General features: G+C 45.4%; 13 protein-coding genes and 1 riboswitch. Of the genes, 7 read left to right on the plus strand and 6 right to left on the minus strand.

Annotation, left to right across the window (positions count from 1 at the left end; genetic code table 11):
- Positions 1 to 41: 41 nt before the first annotated feature.
- Positions 42 to 2,771: a transglycosylase domain-containing protein gene (locus D6855_RS07275; RefSeq protein ID WP_120739536.1), complete on the minus strand. Its 2,730-nt coding sequence runs from the start codon at positions 2,769 to 2,771 to the stop codon at positions 42 to 44.
- A gap of 93 nt (positions 2,772 to 2,864) precedes the next feature.
- On the opposite strand from D6855_RS07275, the gene D6855_RS07280 reads away from it, so the two are divergent.
- Positions 2,865 to 3,497, plus strand: coding sequence for a YigZ family protein (locus tag D6855_RS07280; protein ID WP_120739538.1), 633 nt, complete (start codon positions 2,865 to 2,867; stop codon positions 3,495 to 3,497).
- Between the two features lie 83 nt (positions 3,498 to 3,580).
- Here D6855_RS07280 and typA read toward each other — a convergent pair whose 3' ends face one another.
- Complete coding sequence (typA, locus tag D6855_RS07285) at positions 3,581 to 5,410, minus strand: translational GTPase TypA (protein ID WP_120739540.1); 1,830 nt, start codon at positions 5,408 to 5,410, stop codon at positions 3,581 to 3,583.
- 209 nt (positions 5,411 to 5,619) lie between these two features.
- A riboswitch (Lysine riboswitch) is annotated at positions 5,620 to 5,791 on the plus strand.
- 90 nt (positions 5,792 to 5,881) lie between these two features.
- On the opposite strand from typA, the gene dapA reads away from it, so the two are divergent.
- The 3 genes from dapA to hisA are packed head-to-tail and all read left to right on the plus strand — an operon-like array spanning position 5,882 to position 8,317.
- Positions 5,882 to 6,772, plus strand: coding sequence for a 4-hydroxy-tetrahydrodipicolinate synthase (gene dapA, locus D6855_RS07290; RefSeq protein ID WP_120739542.1), 891 nt, complete (start codon positions 5,882 to 5,884; stop codon positions 6,770 to 6,772).
- Positions 6,772 to 7,527, plus strand: coding sequence for a 4-hydroxy-tetrahydrodipicolinate reductase (gene dapB, locus D6855_RS07295; RefSeq protein ID WP_120739544.1), 756 nt, complete (start codon positions 6,772 to 6,774; stop codon positions 7,525 to 7,527). The genes dapA and dapB overlap by 1 nt, the downstream gene beginning before the upstream one ends.
- 16 nt (positions 7,528 to 7,543) lie before the next feature.
- Positions 7,544 to 8,317, plus strand: a complete 774-nt coding sequence (gene hisA / locus D6855_RS07300; protein ID WP_120739546.1) for a phosphoribosylformimino-5-aminoimidazole carboxamide ribotide isomerase — start codon at positions 7,544 to 7,546, stop codon at positions 8,315 to 8,317.
- A gap of 135 nt (positions 8,318 to 8,452) precedes the next feature.
- Here the strand turns inward: hisA and D6855_RS07305 are convergent, their stop codons facing one another.
- A complete protein-coding gene (locus tag D6855_RS07305) occupies positions 8,453 to 8,653 on the minus strand; it encodes a cold-shock protein (protein ID WP_013281837.1) in 201 nt (66 codons plus the stop codon).
- A gap of 213 nt (positions 8,654 to 8,866) precedes the next feature.
- Here D6855_RS07305 and D6855_RS07310 point away from each other — a divergent pair, with 213 nt between their 5' ends.
- A complete protein-coding gene (locus D6855_RS07310) occupies positions 8,867 to 9,154 on the plus strand; it encodes a YerC/YecD family TrpR-related protein (protein WP_022765063.1) in 288 nt (95 codons plus the stop codon).
- 62 nt (positions 9,155 to 9,216) lie between these two features.
- On the opposite strand, the gene D6855_RS07315 is transcribed toward D6855_RS07310, so the two are convergent.
- From D6855_RS07315 to D6855_RS07325, 3 genes are all read right to left on the minus strand, one after another.
- On the minus strand, positions 9,217 to 9,696 hold the full coding sequence (locus tag D6855_RS07315) for a bactofilin family protein (RefSeq protein WP_120739548.1): 480 nt from the start codon (positions 9,694 to 9,696) through the stop codon (positions 9,217 to 9,219).
- A gap of 11 nt (positions 9,697 to 9,707) precedes the next feature.
- A complete protein-coding gene (locus D6855_RS07320) occupies positions 9,708 to 10,490 on the minus strand; it encodes a murein hydrolase activator EnvC family protein (protein ID WP_120739550.1) in 783 nt (260 codons plus the stop codon).
- Positions 10,491 to 11,141: 651 nt separating this feature from the next.
- On the minus strand, positions 11,142 to 13,580 hold the full coding sequence (locus D6855_RS07325; RefSeq protein WP_120739552.1) for a GH36-type glycosyl hydrolase domain-containing protein: 2,439 nt from the start codon (positions 13,578 to 13,580) through the stop codon (positions 11,142 to 11,144).
- A gap of 374 nt (positions 13,581 to 13,954) precedes the next feature.
- On the opposite strand from D6855_RS07325, the gene D6855_RS07330 reads away from it, so the two are divergent.
- Together D6855_RS07330 and D6855_RS07335 are read left to right on the plus strand one after the other, a co-directional pair.
- Positions 13,955 to 14,992 carry a LacI family DNA-binding transcriptional regulator gene (locus D6855_RS07330; RefSeq protein WP_243111829.1) on the plus strand — a complete coding sequence of 346 codons (1,038 nt, stop codon included), beginning with the start codon at positions 13,955 to 13,957 and terminating at the stop codon, positions 14,990 to 14,992.
- A 76-nt stretch (positions 14,993 to 15,068) separates the two neighbouring features.
- A complete protein-coding gene (locus D6855_RS07335) occupies positions 15,069 to 16,490 on the plus strand; it encodes a carbohydrate ABC transporter substrate-binding protein (RefSeq protein ID WP_120739554.1) in 1,422 nt (473 codons plus the stop codon).
- Positions 16,491 to 16,540: the final 50 nt, after the last annotated feature.

Consider the following 16,540-nt stretch of genomic DNA (forward strand, 5'->3'; position numbering starts at 1 on the left):
TTGTATGTGTTTTATTTGACGCGATTGCGCTATGTGTCTGCTTAGTTACCAGCAGCTACGTTCTCAGGAACGGTATCCAAAACTGTCTCCTGAGCTGGAGCTGGAGCCTCTCCTCCTGCCTCTGCGGCTGCGGCTGCTGCGGCGGCAGCTGCCTGGTTTAGAAGTTCCTGCTCTCCGGCGATTATGCCCTCAATTCCCTCCTGGGACATGTATTCCGGAGTATGTCTGCACTGGTTGAGAACTGTGACAGTGTTGCCGTTCTCGTCAGTTGTGGTAGTATACGCTGAATTAGAAGGATTGTAATCAACAAATCCTGACTGAAGTGCTGGTGGCACCTCAGGTGTAAGCTCAAATACACCAGCTGCCTTAAATGGGCAGGTCTCGCAGGCTGGGCATCCATCAAGTGCACAGATGGTTCCTGCGTAGTGAACATCACAGCTCTCTGTTGGAACAGTTCCCTCTTCAAAGTACTCTGAATATACGGCTCCGTCGCAAAGTCCTGCGATTGGCTGTTTTCCGGATCTTGAGCAAACAGCTGCGGAGGTTATGCCACTTGGAATGGTGAAGGATGAATATGGAAGCCCTTCGTGAACTCTTTCCATAACCTTGCGCCACATGGTCTTTGACAGGTTCTTTTCAGCAGAAGCTGTCATCTTGGCGTTGTTGTCGTAGCCAGTCCATGTTGTTGCTGTGTAATAGTTGGTATATCCTGCAAACCAAACGTCGTTGTAGTCTGATGTTGTACCTGTCTTACCTGCGATGGCAGTTGAACCGAAGTTAACTGATCCACCAGTACCGCTGGTTACAACGTCCTGCATGGCGCTTGTAAGAAGGAAAGCAGTAGTCTCTTTTATAATACGTTTTGACTGAACCTCTGTATTATCAAGGACTACATTGCCGTCGTGATCTACAACCTTGGTGTAGAGCTTGGGCTTGGTGTAAACACCGCCATTGGCGATGGCTGCATAAGCTGCATTGAGCTCTATGTTCTTAACACCGTATGTCAGACCACCAAGAGCAGTGGACTGCTGAATATCTGAGTAAACCTGACCGTTGATGGTTACATTCTCTGCAAGGGTTGTGAATCCAAAGTTCTTGAGGTAATCAAATCCAAGCTGAGGAGTGATAAGTGTAAGAGCCTCAACGGCGATAACGTTCATGGAATCTCTGATGGCGCTTCTTACGTTGTTAAGACCTCTGTATTCAGATCCCCACCAGTTTCTAACAAGGGTTCCGTTTGTATAAGCAAATGGAGCATCGTTAAATACTGTAGCAAGTGTAAGTCCCGCGCTGTCGATACCAGGTGCATAGGTTGAAAGAACCTTGTATGTAGAACCTGGCTGACGGTAGGTATCTGTAGCACGGTTAAGGGTTCTGCTGGCTGTCTTCTGGCCGCGGCCACCCACCATTGCTACGATGTAACCTGTGCTCTGTTCCTCAACAGTGATGGATACCTGAGGCTGAGGAGTAAGGGTGATGTTCTCGCCAAGGACCTCGTCGTCGGAACCAACAACCACAGACTTATATTCCTCGATAGCAGCTTCTGCTGACTCGTGGGAGTCATAGAGCATGTTGAAGGAGCTCTTTTGCTGCTTGAAATAAGACTGGAACATCTCGCTTGAATGGTTGGTAACTGTTCCGTCAGGAGCCTTAACTGAGAGCTCATAGCTTAACAGATACTTGGTGCCCTCAGGATAGTTGCTCTCATCCATGAATACTTCGTCGCAGATCCTCTGAATCTGAGGGTTCTGAGTTGAATATACCTTAAGACCGCCACTGTAAAGAAGAGTGTAGGCCTGAGTCTCGTTGTAGCCTGCGGCGATAAGATCCTCTAATACGTCGTTGGTCAAAGCGTCAACGAAGTAGGAGTTGATGGTGGTGTCTCCGCCTGTCTCCTGGTTGACGTTCTGGATCCTTGAATAAACGTCATCTGTCATGGCCTTATCGTATTCGATCTGAGTGATATAACCCTGCTCAAGCATGTTGCGAAGGACCTTGTCGCGACGCTCCACGTTCTTGTCCGGGTGAGTGATCGGGTTGAATTTACTTGGGTTCTGTGTGATACCTGCGATAACTGCGCACTCTGAAAGAGTGAGGTCGCTTACCGGTTTGTTGAAATAACGAAGTGATGCGGCCTGAACGCCAAGAGTATTCTGTCCAAGGTTGATGGTGTTCATGTAGTTAAGGAGGATATCTTCCTTACTCATGGTCTTCTCAAGCTGCACAGCCAGGTACTGCTCCTGGATCTTACGCTTAACACTCTCTACGAAGGACTCATCTGTCCATCCGGAGAATACGTTGTTCTTAAGAAGCTGCTGAGTAATGGTACTGGCACCCTGAGAGAAGTTCCTGCTTGTAATACCTACAAAAGCAGCTCTGACAATACCCTGAACGTCGATTCCGTTGTGCTCGTAGAATCTTGCATCCTCGATGGCAACAAACGCGTGGGTAAGGTTCTCGGGGATCATATCCCAGGTTACAGGAATTCTGTTTGAATCCGTCGAAACCAGCTTGGCAATCTGATTGCCGTCTGTGTCATAGACGAAAGTAGAGAAACCTGTTGGTGTAACATCAATATTGGAAATGTCGGGAGCTCCGTCTTTGATTCCGTTGAATACGCCAATTCCAGCGCTGGTGCCAATAACCACCATGCCAATGATAAGCGCAAGCAGAATATAGAATCCAAAAAGACTAAACTTCTTGCCCCATTTATCGGTACCGGAGTTCAGATTTCTTGCCTGCTGAACGATACCTCTTTTACCGTAGTTCATACTAATTCCTCGCTAAAAAGATTTAAAACTATACTATTATATCATAATTGACTTTTATGGTCTAATTGTGGGCTGTTATGCTATACTACTGCTATGGCTAAGAGAGAATCGATACGAGTAATAACTACAAATGGAACTGGTGAGATCGTGGAAAAGAAATCCCGGTTCATCGGTAATGTATTCGCAGTAAATTCGGCCCAGGAAGCCGAAGAGAAGATAGCAGAGATCTCCAAAAAGTACTGGGATGCAAGGCACAACTGCTATGCCTACGTGATCGGCGAAAACAGCGAGATCACCAAGTGCAGCGACAACGGAGAACCCTCCGGAACAGCTGGTAAGCCAATCCTCGAAGTCATAAATGGAGCAGGCCTTACCAATGTCCTTATCATCGTCACCAGATATTTTGGAGGAGTCCTTCTTGGAACCGGTGGCCTTGTCAGGGCCTACACCCAGGCAGCCCAGGCCGGCATTGCAGCATCTACCGTGGGAGAGCTTGTGTACTCCCAGAAGCTGACGCTGACGGTTGGGTACGATAAGGTTAACACCATCCAGTATTTCCTGGGGCAGAAGGGTATAAATATCAGTGACTCAAGGTATGCTGCGGATGTTCAATTCGACATTTGCGTCCGCGAATCTGACCTGGAACAGATAAAAAACGAACTTATCAGTAAATGTGAAGGCCAGATAACTATCTCTGAAGGAAATAAAGACTATTTCCTTCTATAAAATTAGGACCGGGCTGAACAATTATTAAGAAAAAGACCTGAGAAGCATCGTGATGATGTATCTCAGGTCTAATTTTTTACATATTATTTCTTGAATGATGCTCTCTTACGAAGTGTAGGATCGAGGATTCTCTTTCTGATACGAAGGCTTGTAGGTGTTACCTCTAAAAGCTCGTCGTTGTCGATGAACTCGATGCACTGCTCAAGAGACATGATCCTTGGTGGTACAAGACGAAGTGCTTCGTCTGAGGATGATGTTCTTGTGTTGGTAAGGTGCTTGGTCTTGCAGACATTAACCTCAACGTCCTCACTCTTTCCGCTGGTTCCGATAACCATTCCTGAATATACCTTGTCACCAGTCTTGATAAAGAGCTGTCCTCTGTCCTGAGCATTGAAGAGACCGTAAGCTGTTGCCTCGCCGCCCTCGAATGCGATGACAGAACCTGTCTTTCTATAATTCATATCTCCCTTGTATGGAGCGTATCCGTCGAAGATTGTATTGATGATACCGTTACCCTTGGTATCTGTCATGAACTCACCTCTGTAACCGATAAGTCCTCTTGAAGGAATGTTGAACTCGATTCTTGTGTATCCGCCGTTACCAGCGCCCATGTTTACGAGCTCACCCTTTCTCTCACCAAGCTTCTGGATAACACTTCCTGAGAACTCATCAGGAACATCGATGTAGCACTTCTCCATTGGCTCAAGCTTGTGGCCCTGCTCGTCTGTGTGGTAGATAACCTCAGCCTTGCTGACTGCGAACTCAAAGCCCTCACGACGCATGGTCTCAATAAGAACTGAGAGGTGAAGCTCACCACGTCCTGAAACCTTGAAGGTCTCTGTTGTATCTGTATCCTCAACACGGAGAGATACGTCTGTGTTGAGCTCTCTGTAAAGTCTGTCACGAAGGTGTCTTGATGTTACGTACTTACCTTCCTGTCCAGCAAGAGGTGAATCGTTAACGATGAAGTTCATTGAAATAGTAGGCTCAGAGATCTTCTGGAAAGGAATAGCAATCTGGTTATCTACTGAGCAGAGGGTATCGCCGATCTTGAGATCCTCGATACCTGAAATAGCAACGATAGAACCGATCTTGGCTTCCTGAACCTCAACTCTTCCAAGTCCGTCATACTCATAGAGCTTACCGATCTTGGTCTTGATACGTCTGTCTGGCTCGTGGTGGTTAACTACTACAACCTCCTGGTTAACCTTAACGATACCGTTATCTACCTTACCTACACCGATACGTCCAACGTACTCGTTGTAGTCGATGGTGCTGATAAGTACCTGTGTGCTGCTGTCAGGATCTCCAACAGGAGCAGGGATGTAGTTGATGATCGTATCAAGGAGTGGCTTCATATCTGTGCCTGTCTCATCCAGTGAAAGGGATGAAGTACCAGCCTTAGCAGAAGCAAATACGAATGGGCAGTCAAGCTGATTGTCATCAGCGCCAAGGTCCATGAGAAGCTCAAGTACCTCATCGATAACATCATTTGGTCTTGCCTCTGGACGGTCGATCTTGTTGATACAGACAATTACTGGAAGACCAAGATCCATAGCCTTACCAAGAACGAACTTGGTCTGTGGCATTGGTCCCTCGAAAGCGTCTACAACAAGGATAACGCCGTTCACCATCTTAAGAACTCGCTCAACCTCTCCGCCGAAATCAGCATGGCCTGGAGTATCGATGATGTTGATCTTGATGTCCTTATATGTGATAGCTGTATTCTTAGACATGATGGTGATTCCACGCTCTTTTTCGATATCGCCGGAATCCATAACACGCTCTACAACCTCCTGGCCTGCGCGGAATACGCCGCTCTGGCGAAGAAGACCGTCAACCAGAGTAGTCTTACCATGGTCTACGTGGGCGATAATAGCTACGTTTCTAACATCATTTCTAGTTTGTTTCATAAATCTTTTACCTCTTATTATATGTAGAAAAAACTTCAACTAATTTCAAACTAACTGAGTATAACACGCGATTTTTACTTGTTCAACCAAAAATTTGATAAAAAAATAGCTCTTTTCCGGAAGGTTTATAGTGACTAATTCATAGGAAAAAATGCTAGTGGCTTGACAAGGGTTAATCTGGTGCGGTAGTATTTAAAACAACCAAAAACGAATTAGATAGAGGTTGCATATTTAAAGAGTAACTTTGTGGATGCACAGCAGCAGTAGAAACAAAGCGAAAGGTGAATGTGCCGAAAGGCCTGGCCTGGCTGAAGGCGGGTGCTTGGGCATGCAGTAAATAGCTGCATGACTGTCATCGCAAGATGGGGAGCTATCAAAGATTCTTTACAAGGGTTCTATTTATTTGGAAGAATTTTTCTAGCTCATCTCTATAGGATTTGAGCTATTTTTTATGTCAAAAAGGAGGAAAACATGGCAATTTTCAAAGGCGCAGGTGTTGCGATCGCAACTCCATTTAAGGCAAACGGTGAGGTCAACTACGATGAGTTTGCAAGACTCATTGAGTTCCAGATTGAGAACGGAACAGATGCCATCATCGTCTGTGGTACAACAGGCGAGGCAGCTACAATGTCCGAAAGAGAGCATATGGATGTAGTCAAGTTCTGTATAGATAAGGTAGCAAAGAGAATTCCTGTAATCGCAGGAACTGGCTCTAACTGCACAGAGACAGCAATCCAGCTTTCAAAAGAGGCTGAGGAATACGGAGCAGACGCTGTCCTTTCTGTAACACCTTACTACAACAAGGCTACACAGGGTGGCCTTTACGCACACTTCTCAGCCATCGCCAAGGCTATCAATATTCCTATTATCCTTTACAACGTTCCAAGCAGAACTGGCTGCAACATCCTTCCTGAAACAGCAGTCAAGCTTGCCAGGGACCATAAGAACATCGTTGGAATCAAGGATGCTACAGGTAATATCTCACAGACTATCAAGATGATGTCTCTTGCAGAGGGATGCATCGACCTCTACTCAGGTGATGATGACCAGATCGTGCCAATCATGTCAGTTGGCGGACTTGGCGTAATCTCAGTTCTTTCAAACATCGCGCCCAGACAGACTCACGAGATCTGTCAGAAGTGCCTTGATGGCGACTATGCTACAGCAAGAGAGCTTCAGTTCAAAGCATATCCACTGGTTAAGGCTCTTTTCTCAGAGGTTAACCCAATCCCTGTTAAGGCAGCTCTTAATATGGTTGGATTTGAGGCTGGCCCACTTCGCCTTCCTCTTACAGAGATGGAGGATGCCAACAAGGCTCATCTTCGCGAAGAGATGATCCGCTACGGACTGGAGGTAAAGTAATGGTTAAAATGATCATGCACGGCTGCAATGGCAGAATGGGTCATGTGATCGCTGACCTTTGCAAGGCCGATGAAGCAATAGAGATCGTAGCAGGCGTAGACGCTTTCGGAGAGAGCACATACTCTTTTCCAGTATTTAAAACCCTTGCTGAGTGCAATGTGGACGCCGATGTGATCGTAGACTTTTCAAGCGCGGCAGCAGTAGACGGACTTCTTGAGCACTGCGCAGCCGGGAATATCCCTGTGGTTCTTTGCTCTACAGGTCTTTCAGATGAGCAGCTTAATAAGGTAAAAGAGACTTCTACTAAGGTAGCAGTTCTCAAATCCGCAAACATGTCTGTTGGTGTCAATGCTCTTTTAAAGGTGCTTAAAGAGGTATCTCCTTTGTTCGCAGCTGCTGGCTTCGACATTGAGATTGTTGAGAAACACCATAACCAGAAGCTTGATTCACCTTCAGGAACAGCTCTTGCTCTTGCAGACAGCATCAACGAGTCCCTTGGCAACGAGTACGACTACGTATACGACAGGAGCACAAGACGCGAGAAGCGCCCTGTTAAGGAGATTGGTATCTCGGCAGTAAGAGGTGGTACAATCGTAGGAGATCACGATGTGATCTTTGCTGGACAGGACGAGGTTGTTACCCTGTCACACAGAGCTTATTCAAGAGCAATTTTTGGAAAAGGAGCTATTGAAGCAGCTAAATTCCTGGCTGGTAAGGGCCCTGGAATGTACGATATGTCAGATGTTCTTGCCTGATTAAGAAGGATCAGATATGCGATTTAGACCATGTATCGATATCCACAACGGAAAAGTTAAGCAGATAGTGGGCTCATCTCTTAGGGACGCTGGAGACAGAGCCAGTGAGAACTATGTCTCAGAGAGAGGAGCAGACTTCTATGCCAGAATGTACAAGGAAAAAGACCTTTCTGGCGGACACATCATTCTCCTGAACCCACAGGACAGCCCATACTACGAGATGACCAGGCAGCAGGCTAAAAAAGCTCTTTCTGCCGCTCCGGGATTTCTTCAGGTGGGAGGCGGTATTACTGACCAGAATGCAGCTGAGTTTATTGAAGCTGGTGCATCTCACGTGATCGTCACATCCTTTGTGTTTAAGAATGGAAGGATCAGCTATACCAATCTCAAGAAGCTTGTTAAGGCTGTGGGAAAAGAGAAGATCGTTCTTGATCTGTCCTGCAAGAAGAAGGATGATGACTACTACATAGTTACTGACAGATGGCAGAAGTTTACACAGGTTAAGCTCTCTGCGGAGACTATGGATGAGCTGTCACAGTACTGCGACGAGTTCCTTGTTCATGCAGCTGATGTTGAAGGGCTTCAGAACGGGATAGAAGATAGCGTGGCCAAGATCCTTGGCGCCTGGGGCAAAAGACCTGTCACCTACGCCGGGGGTGTTAAGAATATAGAAGATATCAAGAAGCTTAAGAAATACGGAAAAGGAAAGGTAGATGTCACTGTAGGTTCAGCGCTGGACCTGTTCGGCGGACACCTCTCCATGGAAGAAGTAATTAAAGCTTGTAAATAAGACGTCAAAAGAGCCATCTGACATATGTCAGATGGCTCTAGTGATTAATCATTGTTACAATCTTGCGAATTCAAAATAAATCTATTTTAGAATAAGGCACTTTGTAGTCTGATTAAATGCTTCAATCGCCGATAATCAAAGCTTGTTTACGTTTACGGCCTGAGGTCCCTTTTCGCCCTGGATTACATCGTACTCAACAGAAGCGCCCTCTTCGAGAGACTTGAAACCTTCCATGTTGAGTCCTGAATAATGTACGAATACATCATTGCCAGCCTCGTCAGAGATGAAGCCGTAACCCTTCTGGTTGTTGAACCACTTAACAGTACCTTTGTTCATCGTAATACCTCCACAAAAATAAAAAAATAATCGTTCTGTTGTCTATGACAACACATTTACGATATCACATAAAAGTGCAAAAGTAAAGAAATAATAAAAGTATTTAATCACTTTACTTTAAAAATTTAGCGTGATAAAATGTTTAAGTACCATAGGAATGTTGACGATATTTAGTCACATTAAATTTAGCTAGTACGGAGGGTTTTTCATACAATGAACAAGAAGATCAGAACAGATGCTGTTGACCATCTCTTTGATGCGATACTGTGCCTTCAGAATAAAGAAGAGTGCTACAGCTTTTTTGAAGATCTGTGCACTGTAAATGAGTTACTTTCTCTTTCTCAGAGATTTGAAGTTGCTTCAATGCTTAGAGACAAGAAGACATATCTCGAGATTGCAGAGAAGACTGGTGCATCTACAGCTACTATCAGCCGAGTAAACCGTTCACTCAACTATGGTGATGACGGTTATGAGCTGGTATTTACAAGGATGCAGGACTGATCAAAAAACAATAAAAAAGGCTGCTACTGATGATTCAGTAGCAGCTTTCTTTTTGCTTAAAATTACTTTTTATCGTCTTTCTTTTCTTCTTCTTTTTTGTCCTCAGCAGGCTTCTCTTCAGAAGCTGCTTCCTTATCGGCTGCTGCACGCTCTTTTGCAACTTCAGCGGAATTTTTCTCAACGCCTGTCATGTCGCACTGACCTGAGAATACAGCGTTCTCGTCGATGATGATGCCCTTGCATGTGACATCGCCGATTACCTTACCTGTATCGCTGATCTCAATCTTGCCCTGTGGGGCTGTGATGTTACCATTAACTTCGCCTGCGATATAGACGTTCATTGCTGATACTGTTCCGTTGATCTTGCCTTCCTGGCCTACAATAAGAGCTCCGCTTATTGTAACGTTTCCTTTTATTGTACCGTCGATTCTTGTGGAATCCTTGGTTGTAAGGGGGCCGTCAAGCACTGCGCCGGGACCGATGATGGTTCCTACCTGCTCAAGAGCTGGATCTAAAGTTGCGTCTTTTTTGTTTCCAAACATGATGAGTCCTCCTAACCGTTGATCTCAATAAGTTCTTCAGGATCGATGTATTGTTCGTCTTTTTGGATCTGATAGCCAAGCGTGGTATTTCCGTCGCCAATGACAAAAATAATGTCTCCCTTATCTATAGCTGATCCCTCTGAAACCAGCGGATCTCCCTGATTTCTGTAAATTGACACGTAACCATTTCCATGGTCTATGGTTATCATATTGCCAAATTTGGCATCTGTTGTCACTGTAAGGATAGTTCCTGAACCAGAAGCTATTACGCTGTTGCCTGCAGCTGATTCAAGAAGAACTATAGGATTGCCTGTGGCTGAATCCTTGTTGTCCTCTGTAAGCTTGGTGACCTTGGTCTCGTTAGGGTCATCAACTGCTGGGGTTAAGGATGCTGTTCCTGTGAGAGGGAAACCTGTAGGTACTGCCAGGGTCTCGGCCTCTTCAGCTGAAATCTGTTCGTCCTCCAGCCTCTGATTGAGGGCTGCGCTCAGCTGCTGGACTTTTGTCTCAAGCTCATCATTGGAAGCCTCTAAGGTGCTGCTCTCCAGTGTGAGTTCATCAATCTGAGCCTTCTGCTGTGTTTCGATGGAACGAAGATTGGAAATGGTGATGGCTGAATAAATGATGTAGCAGATGATCACAAGTGCAAGACCAAATGCTGTGTATGCAAGAACCTGCGTTTTGAAGTGATTCAGGTGCAGGCGCTTGGTGGAGCCATCAGAATCTCCGGATATAACCATAAAAGTATAATGCCTTTTGTGTCTGTGTTTTCTGGGCTTTTTATCTGCGCTCATATTAACCTCCGACTAACGCACTATTTTACCATATCTCATCAGTTAATGGCAAGTTTACTAAAAAACGCGGCATTATGATGCTTTTTGTAGTGCAATTTACTTCCGCCTCTCTATCCATGCCCCTCTCCCGATCCAACCCGCCGCCCCAAGCCTATAGAAATTTACTTTTGAGTCTTGCGAGAGAGCTGCCCGGTTCATGAGCTGCGACATCTTGCTCTGATGTTCTTTTTCAGGTCAAATGTCTGAGTCTCCTTCCGGGGCGCCACCGTATCTTCCCGTTTTCTCACTACCTGCAAACGAAACTTTTCCATGATGCTCAGGTCGATTTTCCTTGATTACGCTTGCTCATGATATTCGCAAGCGCTAGAAAATCGACCTGTGAGCATCAGGAAAATGACGTTTGCAGCTAATGATTCGAAACCAGGAAGATACGGTGGCGCCTCGGAAGGAGGCGAGTTTTTTGACCGCAGAACATCAGAGCAAAGGGTCGCAGCCATGAACTTCAGCGACGGAGCGACGAAAAAGAGATTTTTATAGGCTTGGGGCGGCGGGTTGGATTGGGAGAGGGCGGGGGGCTTAACAGGAAAGTAAAACCGCCAAGGCACATTGGGTATGCCCTGGCGGTTTTAGGGTGTGTGATATTTTTAAGGATTAACCTATTACTGCCTCTACAGTGTACTCTTTTACGCCTTCCTCGTAAGGGATTACGTTGCCTTCTACGGTCTTGCCGTTAACGATAAGGCTCTTAACACCCTTCTCAGCGCCGTTCTGCTTAACAGTGATGTTGTAGGTTGCACCTCTGTACTTTCTTGTGATTGAGAAATCACCGAAGTCCTTAGGTACGCAAGGGTTAACCATAAGTCCCTTGTGGGTTGGGTAAACACCAAGGATGAACTGAGAGATGTTTACGAAGGTCCATGCAGCTGTACCTGTGAGCCAGCTGTTCTTGCCCTGTCCGAAGAACTTAGCGTCCTTGCCGGCTACCATCTGTGAGTAAACATAAGGCTCTGTGCAGTGGATCTCACTGATCTCCTCAATGTAAGCTGGGCATGTCTTCTTGTAGATCTCGAAGGCTCTGTCGCCGTGTCCGAGAACTGTCTCAGCGATTGAAACCCAAGGATTGTTGTGGCAGAAGATACCAGCGTTCTCCTTGTATCCTGGTGGATATGAGCTAACTTCACCGAGCTCTAAGTGGTACTTGGTGTAAGCTGGCTGAAGGATCATTACGCCGTACTTGGTATCGAGCTTTTCTTTTACGCTGCTTAATGCCTTTTCAGCAAGACCTTCCTCTACGCCGATTCCTGCAAGTACGCAGAAGCCCTGAGGCTCGATGTAGATCTGACCTTCCTCACACTCTTTGGAACCAACCTTGTTGCCGTGAGCATCATAAGCTCTGACAAACCAGTCGCCGTCCCAACCAGCTGTTGTAGCTGCGTCGTAAACTTTTTTAACCTCTTCTCTTGCTCTCTTAGCCTCAGCATCATCACCAAGGAGTTCAGCAAGCTGTGCGTACTCTTCACCGTACTTAACGAACATACCTGCGATGAATACTGACTCAGCAACAGGTCCCTCTGAAGGTCCGAAGGTCTGGAATGACTCACCTGGATGCTCTGAGAAGCAGTTGAGGTTGAGACAGTCGTTCCAGTCAGCACGTCCGATAAGAGGAAGTCCGTGAGGACCCTTGTGTGTAACTGTGAAATCGAATGAGCACTTGAGGTGTCCCATAAGTGTCTTGGCAACACTCATGTCATTATCGAAAGGAACCATTTCATTTAAGATTGAAAGGTCGCCAGTCTCTCTGATGTATGCGCTTGTACCAGCGATGAGCCAAAGTGGATCATCGTTGAAGCCAGAACCGATGTCGGAGTTACCCTTCTTGGTAAGTGGCTGATACTGGTGATAAGCTGAACCATCCTGGAACTGAGTAGAAGCGATGTCGATGATACGCTGTCTTGCTCTGTCTGGGATAAGGTGAACGAATCCGAGAAGATCCTGACAGGAATCTCTAAATCCCATTCCACGGCCAATTCCTGACTCGTAGTAGGAAGCAGATCTTGACATGTTGAATGTAACCATGCACTGATACTGGTTCCAGATATTAACCATGCGGTCAACCTTCTCGTTAGAAGAAGATACATGGTAGTTGGAAAGAAGCTCTTTCCAGTAATCCTTAAGTTCTGTAAGAGCAGCGTCTACTGACTCAACGCGGTCATACTTGGCAAGCATGGCCTTAGCTCTTTCCTTATTAATAACAGATGGTGACTCCCACTTGCTGTCCTCTGGGTTCTCAATGTAACCAAGAGTGAAGATGAAGGTCTTGGACTCGCCTGGCTCAAGAGTTACGTTGATCTGATGAGCAGCGATTGGTGACCATCCACTTGCAAGCTCGCCTGTGCACTTGCCGTTCTTAACAACGTCAGGGCTGTCAGGACCATTGTATGCACCAAGGAATGCATCACGGCTTGTGTCAAAGCCATCAACCTTGGTGTTAACGCCGTAAATAGCGTAGTGATTACGGCGCTCTCTGTACTCTGTCTTGTGATAGATAACTGCACCGCCATCTGTAACCTCAACTTCACCAGTTGAAAGATTACGCTGGAAGTTCTTCATATCGTCATCTGCGTTCCAGAGACACCACTCTACATATGAAAAGAGAGTGATCTGTGCCTGACTCTTCTTATTATTAGTAAGAGTTACCTTGGAAACTTCGCAGTTGTCATCCATAGGAACAAATGTAAGAACCTGTGCCTGAACGTCGTTCTTGGAAGAATTCCATGTGCTGTATCCAAGACCGTGACGGCACTCGTAGCTGTCGAGCTCAGTCTTAACTGGCTGCCATCCTGGGTTCCATACTGTATCGCCGTCCTTAATATAGAAGTACTTACCATTATTATCATAAGGAACGTTGTTGTAGCGATAACGTGTCAGACGAAGGAGCTTGGCATCCTTATAGAATGTATATCCTCCGCAGGTGTTTGAGATCAGTGAAAAGAACTCCTTGTTGCCCAGATAGTTGATCCAGGGAAGAGGGGTCTTAGGTGTCGTAATAACATACTCTAGTGCGTTGTCGTCGAAATGACCGTATTGCATATGTAACCTCCCATCTACTTAAACGTTTAAGACAATATCTAGCTGTATTATATATGTTAAGTTTAATAATTTCAACAGTATTTTTTATCCAATTAATTTAGCTAAAAGCTAGTAAACATGCGGGAGAAAACTGGTTTTCAACACATCGTTTCCAAAGAATCCCATGAATACTGAACGTTTTCGAAAACGTTTACCTAAAATATGAACAGATTGTAACTAAAATCGTAATTATGTATGAAATCACGAGTAAATATTTGTAAAAGACTACCAAAAATATCAAATATGCACAAAAACTCAAAAACTAAACTTGCCTTTAGAGTAATTTCGTTGTATATTTGAATTACGAAAACGATTAAGTGAGAAAAAGAGAAGCGATGGCTAAACGAATTGTATCTTTAAAAGACATATCGAAGGCCTGCGGAGTTTCGATCGCTACTGTTTCTAAAGCTCTTAACGATCACAGTGATATCAGCAAGGAGACTAAGGAGAAGATCAGAGAAGTTGCAGAGCAGTTAGGATATCATCCCAACGCAGCAGCCCAGGCACTCAAGACAAACAGATCCAATAATATCGGAGTACTTTTTGTCGACGAGGCCAACAGTGGTCTTACCCACGATTACTTCTCACACGTTTTGGACAGCTTCAAGAAAAAGGCTGAGCAGGAAGGTTTCGACATTACCTTCATCAATGGAGACAGAACAAGATCTAACAACATGAGTTATCTGTCCCATGCAATTTACAGAGGATTTGATGGCGTGGTGATCGCCTGTGTTGATTTCTCAGATCCCGAAGTTGATGAGCTCATTAAGAGCAACATCCCGGTTGTAACAATTGACCATTCCTTCTTTAATAGAATATCAATTGTATCTGACAACATTAAGGGCATGAGAGAACTTGTTACTTATATATATGAACAGGGACACAGAAAGATAGCGTACATCCACGGCCATGAGGATACAGCAGTTACACAGAGCAGATTGGCAAGCTTTTATAAGACCCTTCAGGATCTTGGAGTCAGCATTCCGGATGAGTACTTACTGGAAGCTCCTTATAGAAATATAGAAGAGGCCAAAAAGGCAACAGACAAGCTCCTTGATCTCAAGAATCCACCAACTTGCATTCTTTATTCAGACGACTTTGCAGCCTTTGGCGGACTCAATGCAATCAGAGAAAGAGGTCTTCGCATCCCGGAGGATATTTCAATAGCCGGATACGATGGCATAGAGATAGCAAGACGAATCAGTCCACTTATGACAACAATTGTTCAGGACACAGACAGGATTGGAAGACTTGCAGCAAGTAAACTTATTGATCTTATCAACAACCCTAAGGGAACCATCATTGAACAGATAGTAATTCCCGGAACTCTTGAAAAGGGCGAGTCAGTAGGCAGGATCAAGAGAACTAAATAAGGTTTAAGACAGCTTAGCTGTTTTAAATAAAAAACACTTCAAAATTCTTTTAGAGAAAAGGGAGGTAAAAGTAGTTATGAAGAAGAAAGTACTTGGTTTATTACTTTCAACAACAATGGTAGCTGGAATGCTTACAGCATGCGGCAACGCTGCTACAGAAGCACCTGCAGCAGAGGCACCTGCAGCAGAGGCTCCAGCAGCAGAGGCTCCAGCAGCTGAGCCTGCAGCAGAGCCTGCAGCAGAAGCTCCAGCAGCTGACGAGGGAACAGTTCTTAACATCTCAGCTTGGAACGAGGAGTTCAAGTCACGTCTTACAGATCACTATCCTGGATACGAAGTTATCGATGGAACAACTGGTAAGATCGGTGATGTTACAGTTAACTGGCTCATCACTCCTAACGAGGAGAACGCTTATCAGAACAGACTTGATGAGCTCCTTCTTGCTCAGGACAGTGCAGCAGCAGATGACAAGGTTGACCTTTTCCTTGTAGAGGCTGACTACGCAGTTAAGTACACAGATACAGATTACACAATGCCTATTAAGGATCTTGGAATCACAGATGATGAGCTCAAGGATCAGTACTCATACACACAGGCAGTTGTAACAGATTCTAACGGCGTTCTTAAGGGATCATCATGGCAGGGCTGCCCTGGTGTTATGATCTACAACAGAGAGATCGCTAAGGAAGTATTCGGAACAGACGAGCCTGCAGACATCCAGGCTAAGTTCGCTGATTGGGATAAGTTCTTCGAGGCAGCTGGTGAGCTTGACAAGGCTGGCTACGATGTAATTTCTTCAACAGCTGATACATTCCGTGTATATCAGAACAACGCTAAGCTTCCATGGGTTAACGGAACACAGATTCAGGTTGATGACAACCTTAAGAAGTGGGTTGAGGATTCTAAGAAGCTTGCAGACGCTGGCTACTGCAACACATGGGGCCAGTGGGGTGAGGACTGGAACAAGGGATTCTATCCTGAAGGAAAGGTATTCGCTTACTTTGGACCAGCTTGGCTTATCGACTTCTGTATGGCAGCTGACGTAGAAGGTTCTGTTGCTAACGCAGGTGGCTGGGCAGCTACAGAGGGACCTCAGGGCTTCTACTGGGGCGGAACATGGATCTGTGCAGCAGCTGGAACAGATAACCCAACACTCGTTGCTGATATCATGAGAAAGATGACAATGGATCCTACAGTTATGAAGGACATCGTTCTTAAGGACAATGACTTTGTAAACAACAGACCTGTTATGGAAGAGCTTGCAAACGATCCTAACTACTCAAATGCAGTTCTTGGCGGACAGAACGCTCTTAAGATGTTCTGTGCAGGCGCTGACAACATCGATATGGCTAACCTTACAGCTTATGATCAGGGTCTTCTTGGAGACTTCCAGACAGCTATGGGTGACTACATCAACGGCAACTATGCTACATATGATGAGGCTCTTGAGCAGTTCTACACACTTGCTCTTCAGAGATATCCTGAGCTTACAAAATAATTTTGCATAGGACGTTAGTCTAAATGATCATTGCCTGCCGGTATCTTTGC

The sequence above is a fragment of the Butyrivibrio sp. CB08 genome, from assembly GCF_003625485.1.
In the GTDB taxonomy this organism is placed as follows: Bacteria; Bacillota; Clostridia; order Lachnospirales; family Lachnospiraceae; genus Butyrivibrio.